This is a genomic window from Nostoc sp. (assembly GCF_036917095.1).
Taxonomy (GTDB): Bacteria; Cyanobacteriota; Cyanobacteriia; order Cyanobacteriales; family Nostocaceae; genus Nostoc.
On record NZ_JBALFH010000034.1, the window covers coordinates 19,365 to 41,410 of the forward strand.

The window sequence follows — 22,046 nt, forward strand, 5'->3', positions numbered from 1 at the left end:
ATGAGTGAATTTTGAATTATTTAGTCCCTGTAGGTAGTGGCCCCTGGAGCATTAGGGTCGCGATAAGCAGTTGGTTCGTTATCACGCTTTTTACCAGCCAAACCAGCCAAACCAGCTAGACCAATTAATCCTAGCCAACCCCAATCAAAACTGTTGCGATCGCCGGAAGTGGTCGTTCCTGAAGTAGTATTGGCTCCGGTGTCAGTTGTCGTCTGAGCTTGTGCAGATAGAGTTAAGGGTAAAACTCCCATACTCAAGGTGAGAACGCCAGCACTAACAGCTTTAATGAAATTATTTTTCATAAATTGTGACAATTCCTTATGCCATCCGAAGTTACTCACCACTGTATCGATTCCCAACCTTAAGAAAATCAATCTGCGGCTATAAACTAGGAATTTTCATAACTCACGCTGCGGACATACAACATACTTTTTCCAGCAATCCATTTCTCACTCTGGTGTGGTAGTTTAGCGACACTGAGGCTCAATAGTTTTTCATTGCCCGTTGAATGTCACGCTGGTCTTGGCGTCGTTTTAGGTCTTCTCGCTTATCGTGGAGCTTTTTACCTTTGCCAAGGGCTATACTCACTTTTACCCAGCCCCGCTTGAGATACATTTTCAAAGGGATTAAAGTTAAACCCTGCTGTTCTACTGTGCCAATTAGCTTGCGGAGTTCTTTGCGATGTAACAGCAGCTTGCGTGTACGCCGTGGTTCATGATTGAAATATTGTCCACTAGCGTTATAAGGCGAGATATGCACATTAATCAACCATGCTTCGCCATTGCGAAGCAAAGCATAGCCATCTTGGAGATTGACTTTACCCGCACGAATCGACTTAACCTCCGTTCCTGTCAATTCAATTCCCGCTTCGTAAGTTTCCAGAATTTCATACAAATAACGGGCTTGACGGTTGTCACTAATGACTTTGTAACCTTCGTTCTTGTCGCTCATTGATAATTTTGTGTGCTTTACAATGTACCTAAAAAATTATTTGGATTGGCTTGTGAATTATAAGGTGTATCTCATAACCGCTATAAATGCTGAACTGTATATCACTAATTTAACTTTTATAAGTTCGTAATTAAAAGTTTTCTGATAACTTTAAGTTACCTAATACCGATTACATGTGAGGTTGCTACCAATTTTGGGGATTTTGCCCCAAGTTTAGCCGAGCCTGATTTTGTGCAATTTCACAAAAAATTGGTATGACACCAATAATCATTAGTGATTGGCTAAGGACTCATGACAAAGGACAAAAGATATTTATAATTACTTAGCTTTTGGGAAATTATTAATTATGTCAATATTAATTTACACTATAGTGAGCATTTGCTCTGGCTGATTGATGAGTTGTTACAAATTACAAAGCTCCCTGTGCCTCCCAAGCACAGCGAGTCAAAGGTGAGTTTAAGTTCGTTAACCTTCCTAAGGATTTAAGATTTTCTTTACAAATCAACCCTGAAGGCATTCATTAGCTGTTAATCCTGTCATAGTATGAAACATAAGAACACTATTTTTGTCTGTGTTCCTGATGAAGCGCGTAGAAGCAAATTTCTGATAAAAAAAATGCTAGGGGTGTATTGTCCATGCCCTTGACGATCCTTGTAGTGGATGATGATTTGGGCACTCGTCTGTCTGTTAGCGACTATCTTGAACTGTCTGGCTACTCGGTGATCGCGGCTAATGACGGTCAAGAGGCTTTGTTTATGGTGGATGAGTATCATCCTGATTTGATTGTCACGGATATCGTTATGCCACGGATGAATGGCTATGAGCTGGTGCGCCGGGTGCGTCAACAACCAGTGTTTCGTTTATTGCCTGTAATTTTATTAACGGCACGTACTAAGACCCAGGAAAGAATTTTGGGTTACCAGTCAGGGTGTGATTTATACTTACCCAAGCCTTTTGAACTGGAAGAGTTAGCAGCAGCAATTCGCAATCTTTTGGAGCGATCGCAAATTATTCAATCGGAGTCCCGCTTTTCTCATAAAGAGAGTTTGGGCATTTCCGCCTCAACAAAAGCGGCGGACGCTCATAATTCTCTGTCCACTCAAATTCATAAATCCCATCTGCACTCATCCCTAACTCATCGAGAACAAGAAGTCCTAGAGTTATTGACTCATGGTCTTTCTAATGCCGAAATGGGTCATCAGCTACACCTGAGTCCTCGAACAGTGGAAAAGTACGTTAGTAGTTTATTGAGAAAAACTTCAACCAGCAACCGAGCGGAATTAGTGCGTTTTGCGATTAAGCATGGCCTGGTGGAATAAAAAAGCGAGGAGTTAGGAGTGAAAAGTTAACAAGTCAATAGGTAACTCCTAACTCATACTCATAACTCATAACTTTAGGTTATTGTTTTTTGGCTGTTAACGTATGTAAGCAGACCTTCACAGGCATCGATCAGTAAATCAATAACCTGATTAAATCCCTCTTGACCACCGTAATATGGGTCTGGAACTTCCTTCAGGGTGTGTCGAGAGCAAAACTCGCACATCAAACGAACTTTATGCTGATATTGCTTAGTTCGATCGAGAGCGAGGATGTTCTCATAATTTTCTCGATCCATCGCCAAAATTAAATCAAAGTCTTGAAAGTCTGACTTTAGAAACTGGCGTGCTCGACCACGGAGTTTAATTCCCAACTTTGTAGCCGCCGCAGCGCTCATGCGTCTGTCAGGTGAGCTACCACTGTGATAACTAGATGTACCAGCAGAGTCACAGAGGATGTGTTCGCTCAAGTTGGCCTGCTCAAGTAGATGATTCATAATGTTTTCTGCCGATGGCGATCGGCAGATGTTACCTAAGCAGACAAACAGCAACTTGTAAGGCATAGATATTTTTTGTCCTTTGTCAATAGTCATTTGTTACCGTACTACTAGATCGAAGCAAGCTACGCACAGCCTCTCCCTTCGGAGAAGTTCTGCTCGCCGACAGACGGCGCTCAGACTTCTCTCTTTGTCCTTTGACTAATAACCAATGACTAATGACCAATGACTAAAATCCAGGTAACTCCAACCCACTGGTTAATTCTTCCATACGTTCCCGCATTGTTGCAGTAGATTTGGTGTAGGCTTCTTTCATTGCGACTGTCACGAGATCGGAAAGCACTTCTGCACCTTCTGCTAAAGCATCTGGAGAAATTTCCACCCGTTTGGGTTCTTGGTTACCACTGACAATTACCTTCACCAGACCACCGCCAGATTCTCCTTGAATCTCCATTTGCTCCAATTCTTCTTGGAGTCGCTTTGCGCCTTCTTGAACTTGCTGCGCTTTCTTAAAAGCTTCAGCTAGTTCTTTCATTTTCCCTAAGCCAAAGCCGAATCCCTGTCCTTTTCCTGTCATAATTATTTGTACGCGTGCGCGTTGAATAACAAATCAAATTCAATTATAGATGCGGTAAGTAATTTGCCTGTTTTTTTACCAATAATTAATGCATCGTGGTATGGGGAGTAGGGAGTAAGAAATAAGGCATTAAGTTTCTTCCCCAGTCCCCATTCCCTGAATTAAAAGTTTCAACAAGCACCTTGAAACTCTCCGAGCATTTTGACTTCTGGCTCTAACCGAATAGACCAACGTTCTTGTACCTGATGTTGGATGTGGCGAATGAGACAGAATATATCACTAGCTTTTGCTCCACCACGGTTAACGATAAAATTAGCATGGAGTAGTGCTACTTGTGCTCCACCAATTTGGTAGCCTTTCAGACCAGTTTGTTCAATTAACCAGCCTGCACTGTAAGGTTTGGGATTGCGGAACACACTACCACAGCTAGGGAAGTTGTATGGTTGGGTGCTCAAACGATGCTTTTTGTGTTCTTTGGTGATTGCCACAACTTTTGCTGGGTCGGCACCTGGTGCGAGTTGTAAGGTGGCCTGGGTGACTATGCGATCGCCACCTTGCAATAATGAAGTCCGGTAGCTATAACCTAACTGTTCTGGGGTAAGAGTTTCCAGCGTACCATCGGGTGAAAGTACCTGGGCGCTAACTAACATATCTGCGATACAGCTATTATGTGCCCCTGCATTCATCACCACGGCACCTCCTGCTGTTCCGGGGATGCCAACAGCCCACTCCAATCCTTGCCATCCTAATTCTGCCGCTGCCCATGCCAAGCTAGGAATTGATTCTCCAGCAGCAACGGTTAATTGACCGGTTTGGGGGTCAAAGTTGCTGAAGCGGAGATGACGAGTCGCAATGACTAAGCCTGATATACCGCCATCGCTGACTAGCAAGTTAGAACCTGCTCCCAGCGTTGTCACCTTTAGATCGCGTTCTTTTGCGTATTTAAGACTTGCTTGCAGTGCTTCTAAGTTTCGGGGGGCAACGTACAAATCAGCTGCTCCCCCAACTCTATAGGAAGTAAACGCTGACAAGGAAGCCTGGGGCTTGATTGCACAATCAGTACTGGGTAAGTAAATTACTTCACTCTCCACCGAATTAGTTGTTTGATGTTTCTTTGTATTCAAAGCAGAAACTGTGCAGACGTTTCCAGCTGCCTGGGAAATTGTCATCTTTACTTTGTATTGGTAAAATTTTTACATTTATTTACCGTAAAGATACGGTAATAGAATTAACCTATGGAACCGTTGCTAGACGGGCGCTTTGCTCAGAAATAAAACTTCGCAAAGTCTCCACTTAGGATGTGGCTTTAGCAGGTTCGCAAAGTGTCGTAATTACTTCAGGAATCACCTGATTCAAGTTCCCAGCCCCCAAAAACAGCGCCAAGTCTCCTGGGCGTAGTGTTTGCAGCAAGTACTCGCACACTGAGGGTAAAGTTGGTTGATAAACTACCTGTGAATGCTGTTTAGCAATTTCCGCCGCTAGATGTTCGCCACTGATTTGCCCTAAATTGGGTTCGCCTGCACTGTAAATATCAGTCAGCACAACCAAATCAGCATGGGTAAAGGAATCGGCAAATTCTTCTAAAAAGGTCAGTGTACGGCTATAGCGATGGGGTTGGAAGATGGCAACCACTCTTTGCCCTGGTCTTGCCTGTAAACGTGCGGCGGCGAGAGTAGCGCGAATCTCGCTGGGGTGATGAGCATAGTCATCGATGAAGGTAATACCATCAACTTCACCCCGGAACTCAAAGCGGCGTCTTGCTCCTTCAAAGGTGGCGATACCTTTGGCAATTTCTCCAAATTCTAAGCCCAAGACCCGACCAACAGCCACAGCTGCTAGAGCATTGCTGAGATTGTGCCGACTTAGCAGCCGCAACTTCAACACGCCCAAAGCTTTGCCTCTTTCCCAAACTAAAGCTGTAGTGCCATCAGCACGATAATCAATATTGGTGACGGTGTAATCAGCGTCGGTATCTGAGTGTAAGCTGTAAGTGATTGTGGGTTGTAAGCGATCGCGCACTGTAGCACAGTCAATGCTACCTATCAACGTTTTACAACCCTTAGCAAATGTCTGGAAGATGTCAATTACTTCTTCTAATGTTTCATAGTGGTCAGGATGATCGAGTTCAATATTGGTAATGATGCCAATCTCTGGAGCGTGTTTTACTAAGGAACCATCAGATTCATCTGCTTCGGCTACCAAATATTGGCTTTGTCCCAATCGAGCATTACCTTCCCAAGCATTGACTTCGCCACCTACTAAAATCGTTGGGTCTAAACCTGCTTGCAGAAGCATATAGCCAATCATGCTACTGGTTGTAGTTTTGCCGTGTGTTCCTGCCACTGCAATACTGTGGTAATCGGCAATTAAAGCTGCCAGTACATCTGAACGATGTAAAATTGGGCAACCTAATTCCAGCGCTGCTTTGTATTCTAAATTATTCGTGTTAATTGCTGTTGAACAAATAACTTGAGGCAGTATTGAGTTAGTAGCAATAGGTAATTGTTCTTGTGAATCTAATACTACTGCATTAGCCAATACCTGAGGGCGAAAGAATTCGAGATTGCTTGCCTCTTGTTTACCAAAAATATGAGCGCCGATAGATTCCAACTTGTGCGTAATGTGGTTAGGACGAAGATCCGAACCTGATACTGGAAATTGACGCTTGGCGAGAACGTATGCCAGAGCAGACATACCTATGCCACCGATGCCAATGAAATGAAATGGTCTACCACTAAAATCTACAAAATTATTCATTTATTGCTCCTCTTACACCACACCACACCATAATCACAAATGACACGCGTATCATAACAGGAATTTGATTTTTACCGTAACTACTCCTGTATCATGTTTATGTTTGATGCCCAAAAGATGTTTATGCTCTGGTTTTCCTTGTTCAGAATGATTTTACCTTGGTTGGAGGTTTTTGCTTTTTCTGAACTGTTCTTAAGATTATTCTGAAAATTTTGGCCGCATCGGGAAAGAAATTCTTGTAATGTCAAATACATATTTTTGGCTACCTTACTGGAATTGGCTACATTGCACATTGTTAGTGAAACTGATTTGAAATTGCATCAAGTCTAGGCGTGAATTGAGTACAATAGTACATTGGTAATGAAACTATTTTTCAATTGCATAAAACCCAGGCATAACTGGATGCAACAACTAGCAATTTTTGGTGGCACATTCGATCCAATTCACTGGGGACACCTACTCGTAGCCGAGACAGCTTTGCATCAAGTATCCCTTGAAAAGGTAATTTGGGTGCCATCCCTAAATCCTCCTCATAAAGAAGCAGCTTTATTTGAGCATCGTTTGGAAATGCTGCAATTAGCTACAAAAGACAATCCAGCATTTACTGTCTCACTAGTGGAGGCAAATCGCTCTGGGACTTCCTATGCCATTAACACGCTGCTCGATTTATCTGCTTGTTACCCAAATACTCACTGGTACTGGATTGTGGGCTTGGATACTTTCCAAACCTTACCCGGCTGGTACCGTGGACACGAACTAGCACAAATGTGTGATTGGTTAATAGCACCCCGACTGCTAGGTGGTGAGACTATAACTCAAAGCAAATTAATCTGCAAGCAAGTGGAGCAACAACTTAGGGAGCAGTCGCTTACCATTCACTGGCAACTCTTGAATATACCTTTAGTAGGAGTTTCGTCAAGTCTAATTCGCAAATTTTGCCGCGAACGCCAGTCAATTCGTTATTTAATCCCGGAAACGGTCAGATCATATATCACTAACAACAATCTCTACTCCCACAAATCTGAATAAATTATGTGTTTTTTTATTGATCTAACACTTTATGGTTAAAAGTGCTCCCCCCCTTTGCGATATGATTGGGGTCAACGATATCAACATATAAGCATAAATACAGAGGGCAAGACACTGTGATTAGAGTTGCAATCAACGGTTTCGGGCGGATTGGACGTAACTTTGCGCGTTGCTGGGTGGGTAGAGAGAATAGTAAAATCGATCTTGTCGCTATTAATGACACTTCAGACCCTAGAACTAATGCTCACCTGCTAAAGTATGACTCAATGCTAGGGAAGATCAAGGGTGCTGAGATTAGTGCCGATGATAACTCTATCATCGTGAACGGTAAGACGATTAAGTGCGTATCCGATCGCAACCCAGAAAACTTGCCCTGGAAAGAGTGGGGAATTGACCTAATTATCGAAGCAACTGGAGTATTTACTAGCAAAGAAGGAGCGCTCAAGCATGTGAATGCTGGAGCCAAGAAAGTTCTGATTACCGCTCCTGGTAAAAACGAGGATGGCACTTTTGTGGTTGGTGTGAATCATCACGATTATGACCACAACAAACACCACATTATCAGTAACGCTAGCTGTACTACCAACTGCTTGGCACCAATCGCCAAGGTGTTGAACGATAAGTTTGGCATCATCAAAGGCACGATGACCACCACCCATAGCTATACAGGTGACCAGCGTTTGCTAGACGCTTCTCACCGGGATTTGCGACGGGCGAGGGCAGCAGCGATTAACATTGTACCCACCTCTACTGGTGCAGCAAAAGCTGTGGCACTGGTTATCCCAGACCTGAAAGGCAAGCTAAATGGCGTTGCCTTGCGCGTACCAACCCCGAACGTCTCAATGGTAGATTTCGTAGTTCAGGTTGAGAAGCGTACTATTACTGAAGAAGTTAATCAAGCTCTCAAGGATGCTGCCGAAGGTCCACTTAAAGGCATTTTGGACTATAGCCAGCTAGAACTGGTATCTTCCGATTATCAAGGTAGTGATGCTTCTTCAATTGTTGATGCCAACTTGACTTTGGTTATGGGCAATGACCTAGTGAAAGTTATGGCGTGGTATGACAACGAGTGGGGTTACAGCCAACGAGTTTTGGATTTGGCAGAATTAGTCGCTGAGAAGTGGCAATAATTAATTTGTCATTAGTCATTGGTCATTGATCATTGGTCATTGGTCATTAGAAAAAGGACAAAGGACAAAGGACAAAGCACTATTGACTAAAATGTTGAAATCCCTGGCTAAGATTTAGAACTTGGTCAGGGAATTTTTTTTGCTCGTCGTGCAATATTACTGTCGATCCGGCTGTAATTCTGCCTGCGATCGCAGCACCTTGACCAAGATGTTGCACTAAGGTTGATGCTAGTTCTTGTGGTAAGCACAGCACTAATTCAAAGTCTTCGCCACCGTATAAAGCATATTCCAGCGCTTGCTCTGGTGTCAGCCAAAGATCAAAAGCTGCTGGCAAGGAAATTTGTCTGCGTTCTAGGACAGCGCCAACACCACTGGCGCGGCAAATTTGAATAATCGCATCTGCCAAACCATCGCTGCTATCCATCCCAGCAATAGGGAGTTGGGAGTTAGGAGTTAGGATTTTCCAGAGGATTGGTAAGACATCTAATCGTGGCTGTGGGCGTTGATGCGCGTGGATTAGAGCCGTGCGTTCTGCATCTTTGAGGTTTTGTTCTAATTCGGGATGTAAGAGCAGTTCTAAGCCAGCGTGGGAGGCTCCATGAACGCCTGTAACGACGATCGCATCTCCTACGACAGCAGCAGAACGGCGGATAATTCGATGGGGGTAAACTTGACCAAAAGCGGTAATTGCCAAAGTAGTCACAGGCGATCGCACGACATCACCGCCGACAATTGAGGTGTTGTATTTTTGCAGGCATTCTGTCATTCCCTGGTACAAGCGTTCTACCCAACTCACCCTAAGTTCACCGGGTAGCCCCAACCCGACAGTGATTCCTAATGGAGAAGCGCCCATTGCGGCTAAATCTGATAAATTGGCAGCAGCAGCTCGCCAACCGGCATCTTCTGGGGAAGTGGTGAGATTACTAAAATGCACGCCATCAACCAGTACATCTGTAGTCACTACCAAAGATTGCCCTGGTGCAGTCTCAAGTACTGCGGCATCATCGCCGATCATTTCTGGAGGACAGAAACGCTGTAATCTTTCTAAAAGACCTTGTTCGCCAATGTCTTTTACCTGTTGAGAAGATAAATCACTGTTCACAATCGGTTTTCCGTGTTGCAAAATTACTAAGAAAACTGATGATTTACTTTACTGTTTAAGATAAGGGTATCGTCTAGGAGTCAGTTGGAATGGTAACAACACCAGTAACCAGCATCACATTTGAGGAGTACTTAACCTATGATGATGGTAGCGATTTCCATTATGAACTGGTGGATGGCAAGCTAGAGTTAAGGAACCCACCTACTATTGAACATTTTCTGATTGTCGATTTTTTGGATACTGCTTTGAAAGCAGAAATCAAACGTTGTAACTTGACTTGGCTGTGTTTTCGGGAAAGTGGGGTGAGAACGGGTAGAAATAAATCTAGGTTGACTGATTTGTGTGTAGTGACACTGGAGCAAGCTAGAGAATTGTTGAATGCTTCAGCAGTATTTGAGTCACCACCGTTACTAATTGTCGAGGTGGTTAGTCCAGAGTCGGTGAAACGGGACTATCGCCATAAGCGATCTGAATATGCGGCCTTAGAGGTTCCTGAATATTGGATTATAGACCCACTGGAAACAAAAATTTCAGTGTTACTACTGGAAGATGGATTTTATGAAGAAACAGTTTTTACAGTCAATCAGCAAATTTTATCACGGACTTTTCCAGAAATAGCGATCGTAGTTGAGCAGGTGTTCACCGCCGGAAATCTGAATCAGGAGAGACGCGATTAATCGCGTCTGTACAAGAATTATTCTTCTCCTGCCCTCTGTGTCTTCTTATGCAGCTTGCGGTTCAACCAGATTTTCTATCCCCTGAACCACTTTTGCTGATTCGATTTTGTCACCAGCTTTCAGTTTATCCAAAACTTCTTTACCTTCGGTGAGATAGCCAAAAACGGCATAGCGACCATCCAATAGGTTGCGTCCTGCGGGGGTGAGTTCTGGTTCAAACAAAAAGAAGAAAAATTGTGATGAACCACCATTTACTTCACTTTCGGGACGAGCCATCACTACTGCGCCAAAAGCAGAAAAAGGTAGAACTGGCATATCAACGTAACGACCAGCTTCTTCTAGGGTAATGCCATAAGTAGGTGCTTTATCGCCTTGAACTAAGACTTCTAGGGGAATAGCGCGATATTTGCCCGTTGTTGGATCAATGAAACCCACATCTTTACCTGCGGGATCGCCAGTTTGCAGAAAGTAAGATTCTTCTGAACGGGTAAATTCTAAGCCATTATAAAAACCCCTCTGCACCAAATCTACAAAATTACCAGCAGTCACAGGAGCGCTATAACCATCTACAACGACAGTCAAATCGCCTTTGTTGGTTTTGAATTCTACAGTGGCACGACCTTTAAGTTGTGGCAGGTTACTGTACTGGGCGGGGACTTCAAAGGGGAATTGCTTCACCATTGACTCTTCTAGCTGAGTAACGAGATTTAGCAGTTTACCTCTCTCTTGCAGTATTTGTTCTTTATCTTTGCTGTTCGCCAATTCTTGTAATTTACCCACCCCAGATTTCAACTCGGTAATCCAAGCTTCGGCTTGGGGTTGGCGTTCTGCGGGAACGCTTGTTAAGATTTGGGAAGGTTTATCGAGAATGCGGGATGCTTTGCTGATGTCTTTGGAAATAGCACCCCAACGCCGATTCGCCCGCAGTTGGGCAGAGATGTCTTCTAAACTGCCTTGTAGTTGCCGCACAGGTTTGTTATCTATCGGGAGTGCATACCGCAACAAAGCCTTTCCGTCGGTAATTGCATTGCCTGCTGGCAGTGCGGCGCTACTGGAGGGAGTCCACCCAGCTGTAGTTATGCCTAAAAATATTGTTACCAGCAGTATTGCCATTAGGCTGTTCTTCAGCCAGGATTTTAATAAGTTAAGCATGGGATAACTCAAATGCGGCATTAGATTGTTGACTGGACGTAACCCAATACGGTTCGGATAAGCAGGGGAGGCAGGGGAAGCAGGGGAGGCTATTGAGGAAAGAAGGTTCTTAGTAATTCTTCTCTCTCCCTGCTTATCTTCTCCCTCTGCCCCCTGCCTGCCTCAACCAATAAATTCCTTAACCGAACGGTATTGGGACGCAACCCATCAATAATCTTCCCACGTTAAGGGCGGAGGATAAATGACTAATGACTAATGACAAATGATTAATGACTCATGACAAATGCCCAATGACGACCCTAGAAGGGTACAATAAATGCCGATTGTCTTCCAAAATTTGAAAGTTTCATGATCTCCAGTAACGACTTTCGACCCGGTGTTTCAATTGTATTGGATGGGTCTGTATGGCGAGTGATCGAATTCCTCCACGTCAAGCCAGGCAAAGGTTCCGCCTTTGTACGAACTAAGTTAAAAAATGTTCAGAGTGGGAGCGTGATGGAAAAAACGTTCCGAGCCGGGGAGACAGTTCCCCAAGCCACCCTAGAAAAAAGCACGATGCAGCATACCTATAAAGAGGGCGATGAGTTCGTCTTTATGGATATGGAAACTTACGAAGAAGGCAGATTGACCCGTGCACAAATTGGCGATCGCGTCAAATACCTCAAGGAAGGTATGGAAGCCGAAGTTATTCGGTGGGGCGAACAGGTGCTGGGAGTAGAATTGCCAAAGTCTGTGGTTTTGGAAATTGTCCAAACAGATCCAGGTTTAAAAGGTGACACTGCCACAGGTGGTTCAAAACCAGCAACTCTGGAAACTGGTGCAGTTGTGATGGTTCCTTTGTTTATTTCCCAAGGCGAACGCATCCGAATTGATACTCAGGAAGATAAATATATCAGCAGGGAATAACTCTCATCTCCACGGAGATGCAAGTCCCAATTTAAATCCCTACATAGGGATTAAATCCCTGCCACACTTAAGATGCTCATTTACGGTTAGGTCGAGGTAATAAAAACTGTGCCATTGGACTTTAATGAAATCCGCCAACTACTGGCAACTATCGCACAAACAGATATTGCAGAAGTGACGCTCAAAAGCGATGACTTTGAACTAACAGTCCGTAAGGCTGTAAGTGTCAGCAATCATATGTTGTCGGTAGGTCAAGCGACCTTAGGCGGTGTGGTAGGTTCGGGCTTGGCATCGGGTTCATCTCCGGGAAACCAAGTCACCACGAGTCAGGTAACGGAGGTGTCCACAGGTCGCGTGTTTGAGAATACTGGAACTGGCACACAATTGCAGTTGTCAGTAAATCCTCCCTCAACCATTGACCAGAGATTAGTAGAAGTGCCTTCGCCAATGGTAGGGACGTTTTATCGCGCTCCTGCGCCGGGTGAAGCGGCATTTGTGGAAGTGGGCGATCGCGTCCGCAAGGGTCAAACAGTCTGTATCATTGAAGCCATGAAGTTGATGAATGAAATCGAAGCCGAAGTCTCTGGACAGGTGATGGAAATTCTCCTCCAAAATGGTGACGCTGTAGAATATGGTCAACCTTTGATGCGAATTAACCCTGATTAAGTATTAATCTATATATCAAATGAGTCATCCAAAATGAGTCATTGTTAGAACTTTCAATCTTTGCGGGTTAATCCTGATGAAACAAACGTTGCCTTTACCGCCAGAAGTGGTGCAACAAGTAGCTGAATACTTCAGCCTATTAAGTGAGCCGATGCGCTTGCGGCTGCTCCACTTATTACGGGATGAAGAAAAATGCGTGCAAGAGTTGGTAGAGGCAACACAGACTTCTCAGGCAAATGTGTCAAAACACCTGAAGGTAATGTGGCAAGCAGGTATCCTTAGCCGCCGCAGTGAAGGAACTTGCGCCTATTACCGGGTGGAAGACCAAATGATTTTTGATTTGTGTAATCGGGTTTGCGATCGCCTTGCCACAAGGTTAGAAGAACAAGCCCGTAATTTTCGTGTGTTAAATAGCAAACGTTAGGTCAGTTGTCATTTGTCTTTTGTCCTTTGCTAATGACTAATGACGAATGACCAATGACTAATGGCTAAAGTGAATAATTTTTCTGAAAGCTTTCACGAGTTAGTGGCTGTTGTAACTCCAAACCTTCACCACCTAAAACATCCAGTGGTTTGCCGTTCACGTCAATGTACACTTTGGCTTTGGGATTTAAAGTTGTCGCAGTATAAACAACTTGTCCCACCCGCCCCATCATTGATGTGCTACCACCACCACTGGTAAAATCTTCAGATAAATTAACGTGAACCTCGTCATTTTCTGACTTCAGTCCCAAAAGTTTGGTTCCTTTAGGGATAGTTGTGGAATCTGTCGCTCCTGCTGGTGGGCCTGCTAACAAACTTTGGAAAGCTGCTTCTAATGGCTGGTTGGTTCGTATAGAAGCGACTTTAACAGGCTGGGGGACTAAAGTAACATTTTTATCCGTTGGTCTGAGCCAATAAACGTTAGGGCTTTGCTCATTAGCTGGCTGCCTAGTTGATGGCTGTGCTGGCTGTGGCTGTTCGATGCGCCCAGAGGGGTTTGATGGTGTGGGAGTATTGCTGGAGTGTGTAGTAAACCAAGCCACACCGCCACCCACCGCTACAACCACTGCTGAGACGGCTGCAATTGCGCCTGAAGAAATACGATTAGATCCTTGTTGGCCTTTCATGTTCAAAACCTTCCTGACTGAGGGCTGATATGGTAATTACGTGAGGAGCAGCCTGGTTAAGGACGATACTTATAACTGAAGAGTTTCCCACTACCTGGAGGAGACTTTATGCCTCAAAGGCGATTATTTTTAATTGTGCAAGTCCCTGATTCAATTTTAGAATTTCTATTTCTAATCCGTCACCTACCAAATTATGTAAATCTCATTCTTTCTGGAGATGATTAATTTACAACGCAAAGAAACGCAAAGGAAAACGCAGAGGAGCGCAAAGTAAAGTATTGCTTCCTCTGCGTAAATGTTGATGTTTAATTTTTTACCTGGGTGGTGGCGGTAATCCACTGTTTGAGTGTAGTTGTCACTTCATCAATGACTATTTCTTGAGATTTGCGGGTTGCTCTTTCTACAACTTCGACTTTGCCATTAGCGATCGCTCGTCCGGTTACAATTCGATAAGGTATGCCAATCAAGTCAGCATCTTTAAATTTCACTCCTGCCCGTTCGTCGCGATCGTCTAGTAGGGTTTCAATTCCCGCTTGATTGAGTTCTGTGTAAAGTTTTTGGGCGATTTCAATTTGTTGAGCATCCTTTATGTTGGGAATTGTGATAATCGCGTGGTAGGGTGCGATCGCAACTGGCCAAATAATCCCATCTTTATCGTAAGATTGCTCTACGGCAGCTTGGGCTAGTCGTGATACACCTACACCAAAACAACCCATAAATAGCGGCTTCTCTTCACCCTGTTCATTGGTATAAGTTGCTCCCATCGCTTGGGAATATTTTGTGCCTAATTGGAAGATGTGACCTGCTTCTATTCCACGGGCGCTTTGTAAGGTTTGTTCTGGGTTATGGATGGCGCGATCGCCTGGTCTTGCCTTTCGTATATCTACTACTCGCTCTGGTAACTTAAATTGCTCGCCCCAATTAGCACCAACTACATGATAGCCAGCTTCATTCGCGCCTGTAACAAAGTTTTTTAAATCAACGGCTGTTCGATCCACTAACCGCAAAAACTTAGGATGGATCTGTTTGTTGGCATTAATGTACTCATCTCCGATGTCTGGCGCAATGTAACCTAAAGGTAGAGATTTAGCTGTCCATGCTTGCTGGGCTTCTAGATTTGGTACATTCAAACTAATAATAGTTTTAGCACCATAATCTGAAGCTAATTTGGTCAATTCATTTTGCAACTTGACTTCATTAACTTCCCCATCGCCTCGAATGCTCACCAGAACTAACACCGTTGCGCCATTATCATAAACTGTCTGATAAAGGACATTTTTCACCAATTGAGTCGGAGAAGAATTGAGGAGTTGACAGACCTTTTCAATCGTCTCTGTTCCAGGTGTATCGCGTTTCTCATAGGTTGTAAACCGTGAAATTTCGGCGTCAATTGGTAAAGAAACAGCCTTTTCTACGTTAGCGGCGTATTTACCATCCTCCGTGTAGAGAACTTCATCTTCACCAGCTTCTGCCAAAATCATAAATTCTGTAGAACCAGAACCACCAATTGCACCAGAATCAGCGTCCACTGCGCGAAAAGCTAAACCAGAACGCCGCAGAATATTACTGTAGGCTTTATACATATCCTGGTAAGTTTCCTTGAGGCTGGCTTCATCGGCATGGAAGGAATAGGCATCCTTCATGATAAACTCCCGTCCGCGCATTAAACCAAAGCGGGGACGAATTTCATCGCGGAATTTGGTTTGAATTTGGTAGAGATTTAGTGGTAGCTGGCGATAAGAGCGAATCATATCACGAGCGATCGCTGTGACTACTTCTTCATGAGTTGGGCCTAATCCTAATTGTTGCTCGCGGCGGTCAATTAGGGAAAACATGATCCCCTCAGCTTTGGTATAAGTGTCCCAGCGTTCCGATTCCTTCCATAAATCAGCAGGTTGTAATTGTGGTAGGAGACATTCTTGTGCGCCTGTAGCGTTCATTTCTTCCCGCACAATCTGAGAAACTTTTTGCAATACCCGCCACATCAAAGGCAAATAAGCATAAAGACCACTACCGATACGACGAATGTAGCCTGCACGGAGTAATAATTTATGGCTAGGAATCTCAGCATCAGCTGGATCGTCCCGGAGTGTAACGAATAACATTTGTGACAGTCGCATCGTTTATAGCCTTTCTTCGATCGCTAATTTCTATGTCAACTAAAGTATGAAGTATTAAGGATGAAGTACAAAGTACACAGCGTTATTTATTTTTCATTTTTACTTATAGCCTTCCACCTTTTTCGATCGCAATTTTAGGAGAAAACTACCTTGGCAGATGTAATTTATCAAGCACAGCCACCCTTAGAATTTATTCCTCCGGCGTTTAATCCCTTATTTCTCCGATTTGTCCATCTGTTGCTACCCAGTTGGATAAACTGGCAAACACCTATTACCCAAATTGAAGCAGACAACGTAGAGACGCTGGTGGATCTCTATCGCCAGTTTCAGGAGGGTAAGATCCGTTTTATGCTGGCATTTCGCCATCCGAAAACAGACGATCCGTTTTGTTTGACCTACTTGCTGTCTCAACTCGTGCCAAAGGTAGCACGATCGCAAGGTACAACACTACAACATCCCATTCACGCTCATTTTATCTACGATCGCGGCATTCCTCTATGGGCAGGTTCCTACGTCGGCTGGATTGCTTCTCGTTTAGGTGGGACTCCGATTCAGCGAGGTAAGGCTGATTGGACGGGGTTACGTTCGGCGCGTGAGTTGTTTGCCAATGGTAAATTTCCAATGGCGGCTGCGCCAGAAGGTGCAACCAATGGTTTATCAGAGAATATCAGCCCCCTGGAACCCGGTATTGCCCAATTAGGCTTTTGGTGTGCTGAAGATTTGCACAAAGCTGGACGCGACCAACAGGTTCTAATTGTACCAGTTGGGATTAAATATAGTTACGTTGATGCTCCTTGGGATGCGATCGCCAATCTTTTAAGTGAATTGGAAGCGGCTAGTGGTTTACCTGTGAATGCACCAGAACAGGCTTCTATAGAGTCGCTTTATCCCCGGTTATTAACCTTGGCAGAACATTTACTTTCGTTAATGGAAAAATTTTACACGCGCTTTTATCATTTAAAGCTGCCAGATATCAAAACAGTAGTAGGAGAAATTGAAGATAGAAATGAAGCGTTAGCAGTTCGCTTGCAAGCTTTATTGAATGCGGCGCTACTAATATCAGAACAGCATTTTGATTTGCAGTCAAAAGGTACTTTGAGTGACCGATGTCGGCGGGTAGAACAAGCTGGGTGGAATTATATATTTAGAGAAGATTTTAAGGATGTAAAAGGTATATCTGCTGTAGAGAAAGCTTTAGGCGATCGCGTTGCTGAAGAAGCGAATGCACGGATGTGGCACATGCGTTTAGTAGAAAGTTTCGTGGCAGTTTCTGGTAATTATATACGTGAAAATCCCACAGTAGAAAGGTTTGCTGAGACGACTTTAATTTTATGGCAAATGATTGCTAAAATCAAAGGCGATAAAAGTGTGCAGCGTCCACAATTGGGTAAGCAAAAAGTGAAAATAACTGTGGGTGAACCGATATCTATTTCTGAGCGTTACCCAGCGTATAAGGAAAATCGCTTAGGTGCTAAACAAGCGGTTGCTGAGGTGACAAATCATTTACAACACGCATTGGAAAGTTTGATTTGATTACAAGGGTTGCATCTTTAGCTAGGAACCAGAATAAAGGTGTCAGTTGTCAGGAGGTTTATTGATTTCGACACCTGGCTCTTGACTCCCTTAACTAGCAAGGTGCAATGTCAATGCCCAATTGTTCATCCGAATCGGATATTACTTTCTAAAGTAGATCGATGCAGACAAAAAACTTCTAGCGATCGCGGGTTTCGATGCCCTGTACGGAGATGCTGGCAGGATATGGTTTATTAAGCTTACACAAACCCAAAAGCTTTTTAAAGCTATCTAATTCAATGGGTGCAGGAATCGTAGGCTACTAGGCCTACTTGGCTTTGTTACTATTTCACATTTAATACAATTACGTTAGATAAAAGCAATTTTTACTAAATATGTCATTTTTTATTTGAGTTTTATAAAATTACCGTTAAGTTAGCAAAATTATATTTTCAGAAGAATCACGCTTCTCTATTTTTGTAATTCAAATTACAAATAAAGAAGTCCAGTGAATTGTGATTCTCTAAATCAATCAACTTATAAATAATGAAAACTCAAAACTTATTCAATTTACTCAAAGTTGGCATTACCACTTTTGGAATCTTATTTGTGGCTGGTCAAGGAGCATATGCCTCCGACTTAAAGGGAACAGCATTTAGCATATCTTTGGAGTGTATGAACGACACTACTGGTCTTTTACTGGGTCAAAACTCCACTGATGCTAGTGGCTGGCAGTATGCATTTGATTCAAACAAAGATGGGATGAACGGGAATTACTGGGTTGGTGCTGCGGCAGGGAAAGTAAATCCCTACGATATCTCTGGTATGGCTATCAAAGAAACTGCTACCAGCATCATTGTAGCAATCAATGGCAATATGAAGTTAACAGGAGAGGCTGAACAGGGTGCTGCTGGCGGTCAGATTGGATATGGTGATTTGTTCTTCAATATGGCCGGTAAGACCTTTGACAATGCTATGAGCAGTGGGGATTTGTTTGGTATTCATTTCGCTTCAGCGAATGCTTCAGGAGTACAAGAACTAGGTGTTTATAGTGGTGTTCAGGCAAAGACAGTTACTAATATCAAAGAGGGCTACACTGTTGCTACATATGGTGGTTTAGCAGGAGGAGGGAATTCTTACGAAAGTCAGGTAAAACAAGGTGGTGGTATTGTCGGTTATGGTGATTTGACCAGTAGTTATTTTACTAATAACGGCAAGGACAATACATTTAACCTTAATGTCATCGACTCTGGAAAATATCTGAGTGGAATCTCGTTCCTAGCACAGGGTAATGTAACGCAGCAGTTGCTAACCACTGGTTATGATACCAGCAAATTTAATGGCACACAAACTATTGCATTTGAATTCAAGAAATCTGGTACTGTCCAATCGACTCCTGAGCCTGCTAGTCTCGCTGGTTTAGGAATTGTCGGTCTGGCCTTAGCTGGTAGCAAGCTACGCAAGAAATTAGCGTAGCAATTGTGTGGGGACTATTCGCAATCCGGCTTAATTTCTCTTCAGTGATTATAAACAAGATAAAAGACTATTTTCTCTCATGTAAATGATCGCTGGAGTAATAGAATATGGAATTTTGGATGAAGCTTAAGCGAAAAGTATACCAAACCGTATAGATTTACTCGCTAAATATTAAATAGGTAAATTTCAATGTCCTTACTTTCAAGCAAGGGCATTTTTTTTCAGATAGTTATCAAATACAAAAACTACTTTGGTAATTCTCCAAACAATCTCGGTAACTGTCATAACACCTATACTCGCTATAAGGCTTGCAACGGCTTGTCGTTAGACATCGCCCCTTATATCTTAACCTGGAAACACCTTAGATAAATCCACAACTAAATCAGGAAAACAGGGCAGATTAACTGATTCATTTGGCAGATAAATTAACTTGCGGCGATAACCAAATTTAACTTGCAAAGTTTGATAAGGTTCGCTGTAGCACTCCAAATAATTATCTACTAAATTAAATATCCAATAATCAGAGATACCTGCTTCTGCATAAATAGCTAGCTTTTCCTCTTGGTCATATTTTAAAGATGAATCGGCAATCTCAATTAAGAGTAAAATATCAGATGGGCTGGGATGATTCGCTAGATAGTCATCATCTCTATTTTTTGCAATTACTCTATCTGGTTCAGGCTCACTGTTGTTAGACAAAGTAATTGGTTGTTGTCCTCGCAGGGTTGCGCGATCGCCTACTAGTTTATATAATTCTCTCTCTAGGCGTGTTTTACAAACAGAGTGCCGTGTACCTTTTGCTGCCATCTGGATTATTTCACCCTTAATTAGCTCAACTCGGTCATTCTCCTTAAAGAAGCCGAGTTCAGCTAGACGGTGATATTCAGCTATAGTAAAGCGTTTAGCAGTGGTAAGGCTCATAACAACTACGAGAATGCAGAGTTATTTTTATCTTAATATAGCTGTAGCTGATTAAAGTTGTGTGATGGAAGATAGTGAGGTGTCTAGGTCTTCTTCTTTCTCTATTTCTGTAGCTTCTTCTGTACTTACACTATTCCAAGGAAAGTTAAAATATTGTTTTTGAACCGTTTTTAATTCCTCTATTGACTCTTTGAAAAATAATTTAATAGCAGACAACTGGTCTTTTTCAGATAAAAATTCCTTTAGGCTTTTTTGATAAAAAATAGCTGACCATGCTGGCAAAATTGTTAAATTAGCAGGAGTCCATATATTGGGTTTATCGTTAATTACTTTCTGCATGGATTTAATAATTTTTGGGCGTTCTACAAACTTATGAGAAACCTGCAAAAATATACCGATATATGGATAATCAGTTAAATTCTCTGGATTTAAATTGAAGTATCCAACACCACAACATAAGTCCCATTTTAAAGGAGAAAGGTGAGTGTAGATAATATATCTCTCGTCCCATTTCCATTGAGTCCTACTTGCTGCGCCGTTGATAATACCTCCAAAAGCTAGCTTGAATTCCTGCTGTACTTCTTCACTGAGAGTTGATTCCATAAGAAGGAGAGTTTTGTTATAATTCACCATTGTCAATAAGTCAACTGATGAAAATTGATTAGTGTGAGACATTCTGTTATTCCTCATAAAAATTAGTATTTCTTGAGCTAAGATATCAGACGCATGTTCTTTCAATAAGCTATAAAACTGATACCACCTCAATTGGAAGAAATTAATTTTGGGTGATAACTCAAGGCAATACTCTTTGATTGCTGGTTGTAGATCACAATCATATTGTTTGATTTCTTCTTTTGGATCATAATCACGGGTGATGTAAATTAGAATTCGATGTCTAAGGTTTGGTAAGTTACTCAAAATCTCAGCATATTTTTCTAATTGTCCCGGTATTGCTGTAGAGCCAATTTTTGATTCAATAAATATTACGTCTGTATTTAAACCAGTTGAAAGTTCAACCACAATATCAAGTCTACTATCCTCAGTATGAATCGCCAGTGCTTGATGTTCTTGTTGAGTTGAAATCTTGATGCTGGAATAATTATCATCACTAATGATTGATTGATGTTTTAGCCAATCAAGCAAAATATCATTATTCAGGGACAAAAAATAAGCGACAATCTCAGTAAAAAAATCTTCCCGTGGTTTGTTTCCTGAATGCAGATTGAGTAAATTTGTAAACAAAGACATTTATTTTTAAGTATTTAAGGTAATTCCAAAAAAGCAAATATATCTGGCGATTAGAAATCGCGGCTACACAAACAAAGTCCGCCTACGCGGACTTTAAGAAGTTGAAACCCACGGAGGTGGGTTTTGTCTGTATAGCCGCGAATTCCATTCGCTAGGGCAAGGTTTTTATAAGTTCTGTTTGTATTCGATATTACTAGCGTTGCAGCAGTTATAACTTAGCCGATCGCAGTTTGACAAGGGTGCTACACAGACGATACTTACAACAAATAGGGGTAAAATTTTTACCCCTACAAAGTTATGTATTATTTTAAGAATAGCTAGAGAAGATTACTATTCTGTTAAGTGACTTTCTAGCAAAGTTGCGATCGCTTCAGGATGAATATTTTTGTATTTCTTTTTCCCAAGCTGTAAAACACAGTTGGGGGCGCTGCTACAGCATTTTTGGCAACTAGTTTGTTCAATGGTAACTTTGTCTAACAAACCGCGATCGCACAAAGTTTTTTCTAATTCTGATAATAGCCCTTTACCACCACGCTTAAGGCAACCTGACTTTTGACATACCATAATCCTCGCTTTGGTTTGAGGTGGTAAATCTTGGCTTGGACACGCATCAATTGGTGTCACCCGATAGGCTTTAATTTTTATTTTACTTGTGCGCGAATCTAGCTTACTATGACCACAAACGCGAACTTGCTGACCAGGAACTAAGGATGAACTTATTAAACGGCGTAACTCTTTAGGCAGTTTAATTTCCACATTTCCAGATGGAACTGCCAATTGCAAGTATTTATATTTTCCTGGTTCACCACCAGCAAAACCTAGTAACTGTCCCTCAAGGTTCAACTCTGATAACGTCAAATACTTGTCACCCATGATTGATAAAAAGTTAGGAGTGGGGAG

The 22,046-nt window shown here is 42.6% G+C and carries 22 protein-coding genes; 9 read left to right on the forward strand and 13 right to left on the reverse strand.

Annotated features, from left to right (window positions below; all coding sequences use genetic code 11):
• Positions 1-20: 20 nt before the first annotated feature.
• Together V7L01_RS17325 and smpB are read right to left on the reverse strand one after the other, a co-directional pair.
• On the reverse strand, positions 21-302 hold the full coding sequence (locus tag V7L01_RS17325; protein WP_335036791.1) for a WGxxGxxG family protein: 282 nt from the start codon (positions 300-302) through the stop codon (positions 21-23).
• A 181-nt stretch (positions 303-483) separates the two neighbouring features.
• Entirely contained in the window at positions 484-951 is a 468-nt protein-coding gene (gene smpB, locus V7L01_RS17330) for an SsrA-binding protein SmpB (protein WP_190893799.1), read from the reverse strand.
• A 635-nt stretch (positions 952-1,586) separates the two neighbouring features.
• Here smpB and V7L01_RS17335 point away from each other — a divergent pair.
• Complete coding sequence (locus tag V7L01_RS17335; protein WP_335036793.1) at positions 1,587-2,270, forward strand: response regulator transcription factor; 684 nt, start codon at positions 1,587-1,589, stop codon at positions 2,268-2,270.
• Between the two features lie 74 nt (positions 2,271-2,344).
• On the opposite strand, the gene V7L01_RS17340 is transcribed toward V7L01_RS17335, so the two are convergent.
• From V7L01_RS17340 to murC, 4 genes are all read right to left on the reverse strand, one after another.
• The gene (locus tag V7L01_RS17340) at positions 2,345-2,830 is read right to left on the reverse strand and encodes a low molecular weight protein-tyrosine-phosphatase (protein WP_335036999.1); all 486 of its coding nucleotides are present in this window, start codon (positions 2,828-2,830) and stop codon (positions 2,345-2,347) included.
• A 163-nt stretch (positions 2,831-2,993) separates the two neighbouring features.
• Positions 2,994-3,341, reverse strand: coding sequence for a YbaB/EbfC family nucleoid-associated protein (locus tag V7L01_RS17345; protein WP_273768304.1), 348 nt, complete (start codon positions 3,339-3,341; stop codon positions 2,994-2,996).
• 170 nt (positions 3,342-3,511) lie between these two features.
• A complete protein-coding gene (gene murB / locus V7L01_RS17350) occupies positions 3,512-4,510 on the reverse strand; it encodes a UDP-N-acetylmuramate dehydrogenase (protein ID WP_335036795.1) in 999 nt (332 codons plus the stop codon).
• A 124-nt stretch (positions 4,511-4,634) separates the two neighbouring features.
• On the reverse strand, positions 4,635-6,098 hold the full coding sequence (gene murC / locus V7L01_RS17355) for a UDP-N-acetylmuramate--L-alanine ligase (RefSeq protein WP_335036797.1): 1,464 nt from the start codon (positions 6,096-6,098) through the stop codon (positions 4,635-4,637).
• A 402-nt stretch (positions 6,099-6,500) separates the two neighbouring features.
• Between murC and nadD the strand changes: the two genes are divergently transcribed.
• Positions 6,501-7,127: a nicotinate (nicotinamide) nucleotide adenylyltransferase gene (gene nadD, locus V7L01_RS17360; RefSeq protein WP_335036798.1), complete on the forward strand. Its 627-nt coding sequence runs from the start codon at positions 6,501-6,503 to the stop codon at positions 7,125-7,127.
• Positions 7,128-7,243: 116 nt separating this feature from the next.
• Positions 7,244-8,257, forward strand: coding sequence for a type I glyceraldehyde-3-phosphate dehydrogenase (locus V7L01_RS17365; protein WP_335036800.1), 1,014 nt, complete (start codon positions 7,244-7,246; stop codon positions 8,255-8,257).
• Positions 8,258-8,336: 79 nt separating this feature from the next.
• On the opposite strand, the gene thiL is transcribed toward V7L01_RS17365, so the two are convergent.
• Positions 8,337-9,359, reverse strand: a complete 1,023-nt coding sequence (gene thiL / locus V7L01_RS17370) for a thiamine-phosphate kinase (RefSeq protein WP_335036802.1) — start codon at positions 9,357-9,359, stop codon at positions 8,337-8,339.
• An 89-nt stretch (positions 9,360-9,448) separates the two neighbouring features.
• On the opposite strand from thiL, the gene V7L01_RS17375 reads away from it, so the two are divergent.
• Complete coding sequence (locus tag V7L01_RS17375; protein WP_335036803.1) at positions 9,449-10,036, forward strand: Uma2 family endonuclease; 588 nt, start codon at positions 9,449-9,451, stop codon at positions 10,034-10,036.
• Between the two features lie 45 nt (positions 10,037-10,081).
• Here the strand turns inward: V7L01_RS17375 and V7L01_RS17380 are convergent, their stop codons facing one another.
• Positions 10,082-11,188, reverse strand: a complete 1,107-nt coding sequence (locus V7L01_RS17380) for a peptidylprolyl isomerase (RefSeq protein WP_335036805.1) — start codon at positions 11,186-11,188, stop codon at positions 10,082-10,084.
• Positions 11,189-11,536: 348 nt separating this feature from the next.
• Here V7L01_RS17380 and efp point away from each other — a divergent pair, with 348 nt between their 5' ends.
• The 3 genes from efp (at position 11,537) to V7L01_RS17395 (ending at position 13,184) form a co-directional block, all read left to right on the forward strand.
• Positions 11,537-12,094, forward strand: a complete 558-nt coding sequence (gene efp, locus V7L01_RS17385) for an elongation factor P (RefSeq protein WP_335036807.1) — start codon at positions 11,537-11,539, stop codon at positions 12,092-12,094.
• A gap of 108 nt (positions 12,095-12,202) precedes the next feature.
• Positions 12,203-12,760 (forward strand): acetyl-CoA carboxylase biotin carboxyl carrier protein, encoded by a 558-nt coding sequence (gene accB / locus V7L01_RS17390; RefSeq protein ID WP_335036809.1) that lies wholly within the window; start codon positions 12,203-12,205, stop codon positions 12,758-12,760.
• Positions 12,761-12,836: 76 nt separating this feature from the next.
• Positions 12,837-13,184, forward strand: coding sequence for an ArsR/SmtB family transcription factor (locus V7L01_RS17395; RefSeq protein WP_190893788.1), 348 nt, complete (start codon positions 12,837-12,839; stop codon positions 13,182-13,184).
• Between the two features lie 64 nt (positions 13,185-13,248).
• Here V7L01_RS17395 and V7L01_RS17400 read toward each other — a convergent pair whose 3' ends face one another.
• Both V7L01_RS17400 and V7L01_RS17405 read right to left on the reverse strand, forming a co-directional pair.
• The gene (locus V7L01_RS17400) at positions 13,249-13,869 is read right to left on the reverse strand and encodes a GerMN domain-containing protein (RefSeq protein WP_335036812.1); all 621 of its coding nucleotides are present in this window, start codon (positions 13,867-13,869) and stop codon (positions 13,249-13,251) included.
• 305 nt (positions 13,870-14,174) lie between these two features.
• On the reverse strand, positions 14,175-15,989 hold the full coding sequence (locus V7L01_RS17405; RefSeq protein ID WP_335036814.1) for a proline--tRNA ligase: 1,815 nt from the start codon (positions 15,987-15,989) through the stop codon (positions 14,175-14,177).
• Between the two features lie 150 nt (positions 15,990-16,139).
• Here V7L01_RS17405 and V7L01_RS17410 point away from each other — a divergent pair, with 150 nt between their 5' ends.
• Both V7L01_RS17410 and V7L01_RS17415 read left to right on the forward strand, forming a co-directional pair.
• Positions 16,140-17,522 carry a 1-acyl-sn-glycerol-3-phosphate acyltransferase gene (locus V7L01_RS17410; protein WP_335036815.1) on the forward strand — a complete coding sequence of 461 codons (1,383 nt, stop codon included), beginning with the start codon at positions 16,140-16,142 and terminating at the stop codon, positions 17,520-17,522.
• Positions 17,523-18,047: 525 nt separating this feature from the next.
• A complete protein-coding gene (locus V7L01_RS17415) occupies positions 18,048-18,977 on the forward strand; it encodes an XDD3 family exosortase-dependent surface protein (protein ID WP_335036818.1) in 930 nt (309 codons plus the stop codon).
• A gap of 345 nt (positions 18,978-19,322) precedes the next feature.
• On the opposite strand, the gene V7L01_RS17420 is transcribed toward V7L01_RS17415, so the two are convergent.
• The 3 genes from V7L01_RS17420 to V7L01_RS17430 form a co-directional block, all read right to left on the reverse strand.
• Entirely contained in the window at positions 19,323-19,898 is a 576-nt protein-coding gene (locus V7L01_RS17420; protein ID WP_335036820.1) for a Uma2 family endonuclease, read from the reverse strand.
• Between the two features lie 51 nt (positions 19,899-19,949).
• Positions 19,950-21,146, reverse strand: coding sequence for a PD-(D/E)XK nuclease family protein (locus tag V7L01_RS17425; RefSeq protein WP_335036822.1), 1,197 nt, complete (start codon positions 21,144-21,146; stop codon positions 19,950-19,952).
• Between the two features lie 330 nt (positions 21,147-21,476).
• Positions 21,477-22,019 (reverse strand): (2Fe-2S) ferredoxin domain-containing protein, encoded by a 543-nt coding sequence (locus tag V7L01_RS17430; protein ID WP_335036824.1) that lies wholly within the window; start codon positions 22,017-22,019, stop codon positions 21,477-21,479.
• Between the last annotated feature and the right edge of the window lie 27 nt (positions 22,020-22,046).

Excerpts from the sequence above, each read along its gene's own strand:
- V7L01_RS17325 (WP_335036791.1), bottom strand. The coding sequence starts at position 302 with ATGAAAAATAATTTCATTAAAGCTGTTAGTGCTGGCGTTCTCACCTTG.
- smpB (WP_190893799.1), bottom strand. The coding sequence starts at position 951 with ATGAGCGACAAGAACGAAGGTTACAAAGTCATTAGTGACAACCGTCAA.
- V7L01_RS17335 (WP_335036793.1), top strand. The coding sequence starts at position 1,587 with ATGCCCTTGACGATCCTTGTAGTGGATGATGATTTGGGCACTCGTCTG.
- V7L01_RS17340 (WP_335036999.1), bottom strand. The coding sequence starts at position 2,830 with ATGCCTTACAAGTTGCTGTTTGTCTGCTTAGGTAACATCTGCCGATCG.
- V7L01_RS17345 (WP_273768304.1), bottom strand. The coding sequence starts at position 3,341 with ATGACAGGAAAAGGACAGGGATTCGGCTTTGGCTTAGGGAAAATGAAA.
- murB (WP_335036795.1), bottom strand. The coding sequence starts at position 4,510 with ATGACAATTTCCCAGGCAGCTGGAAACGTCTGCACAGTTTCTGCTTTG.
- murC (WP_335036797.1), bottom strand. The coding sequence starts at position 6,098 with ATGAATAATTTTGTAGATTTTAGTGGTAGACCATTTCATTTCATTGGC.
- nadD (WP_335036798.1), top strand. The coding sequence starts at position 6,501 with ATGCAACAACTAGCAATTTTTGGTGGCACATTCGATCCAATTCACTGG.
- V7L01_RS17375 (WP_335036803.1), top strand. The coding sequence starts at position 9,449 with ATGGTAACAACACCAGTAACCAGCATCACATTTGAGGAGTACTTAACC.
- V7L01_RS17380 (WP_335036805.1), bottom strand. The coding sequence starts at position 11,188 with ATGCTTAACTTATTAAAATCCTGGCTGAAGAACAGCCTAATGGCAATA.
- efp (WP_335036807.1), top strand. The coding sequence starts at position 11,537 with ATGATCTCCAGTAACGACTTTCGACCCGGTGTTTCAATTGTATTGGAT.
- V7L01_RS17395 (WP_190893788.1), top strand. The coding sequence starts at position 12,837 with ATGAAACAAACGTTGCCTTTACCGCCAGAAGTGGTGCAACAAGTAGCT.
- V7L01_RS17400 (WP_335036812.1), bottom strand. The coding sequence starts at position 13,869 with ATGAAAGGCCAACAAGGATCTAATCGTATTTCTTCAGGCGCAATTGCA.
- V7L01_RS17405 (WP_335036814.1), bottom strand. The coding sequence starts at position 15,989 with ATGCGACTGTCACAAATGTTATTCGTTACACTCCGGGACGATCCAGCT.
- V7L01_RS17415 (WP_335036818.1), top strand. The coding sequence starts at position 18,048 with ATGAAAACTCAAAACTTATTCAATTTACTCAAAGTTGGCATTACCACT.
- V7L01_RS17420 (WP_335036820.1), bottom strand. The coding sequence starts at position 19,898 with ATGAGCCTTACCACTGCTAAACGCTTTACTATAGCTGAATATCACCGT.
- V7L01_RS17425 (WP_335036822.1), bottom strand. The coding sequence starts at position 21,146 with ATGTCTTTGTTTACAAATTTACTCAATCTGCATTCAGGAAACAAACCA.
- V7L01_RS17430 (WP_335036824.1), bottom strand. The coding sequence starts at position 22,019 with ATGGGTGACAAGTATTTGACGTTATCAGAGTTGAACCTTGAGGGACAG.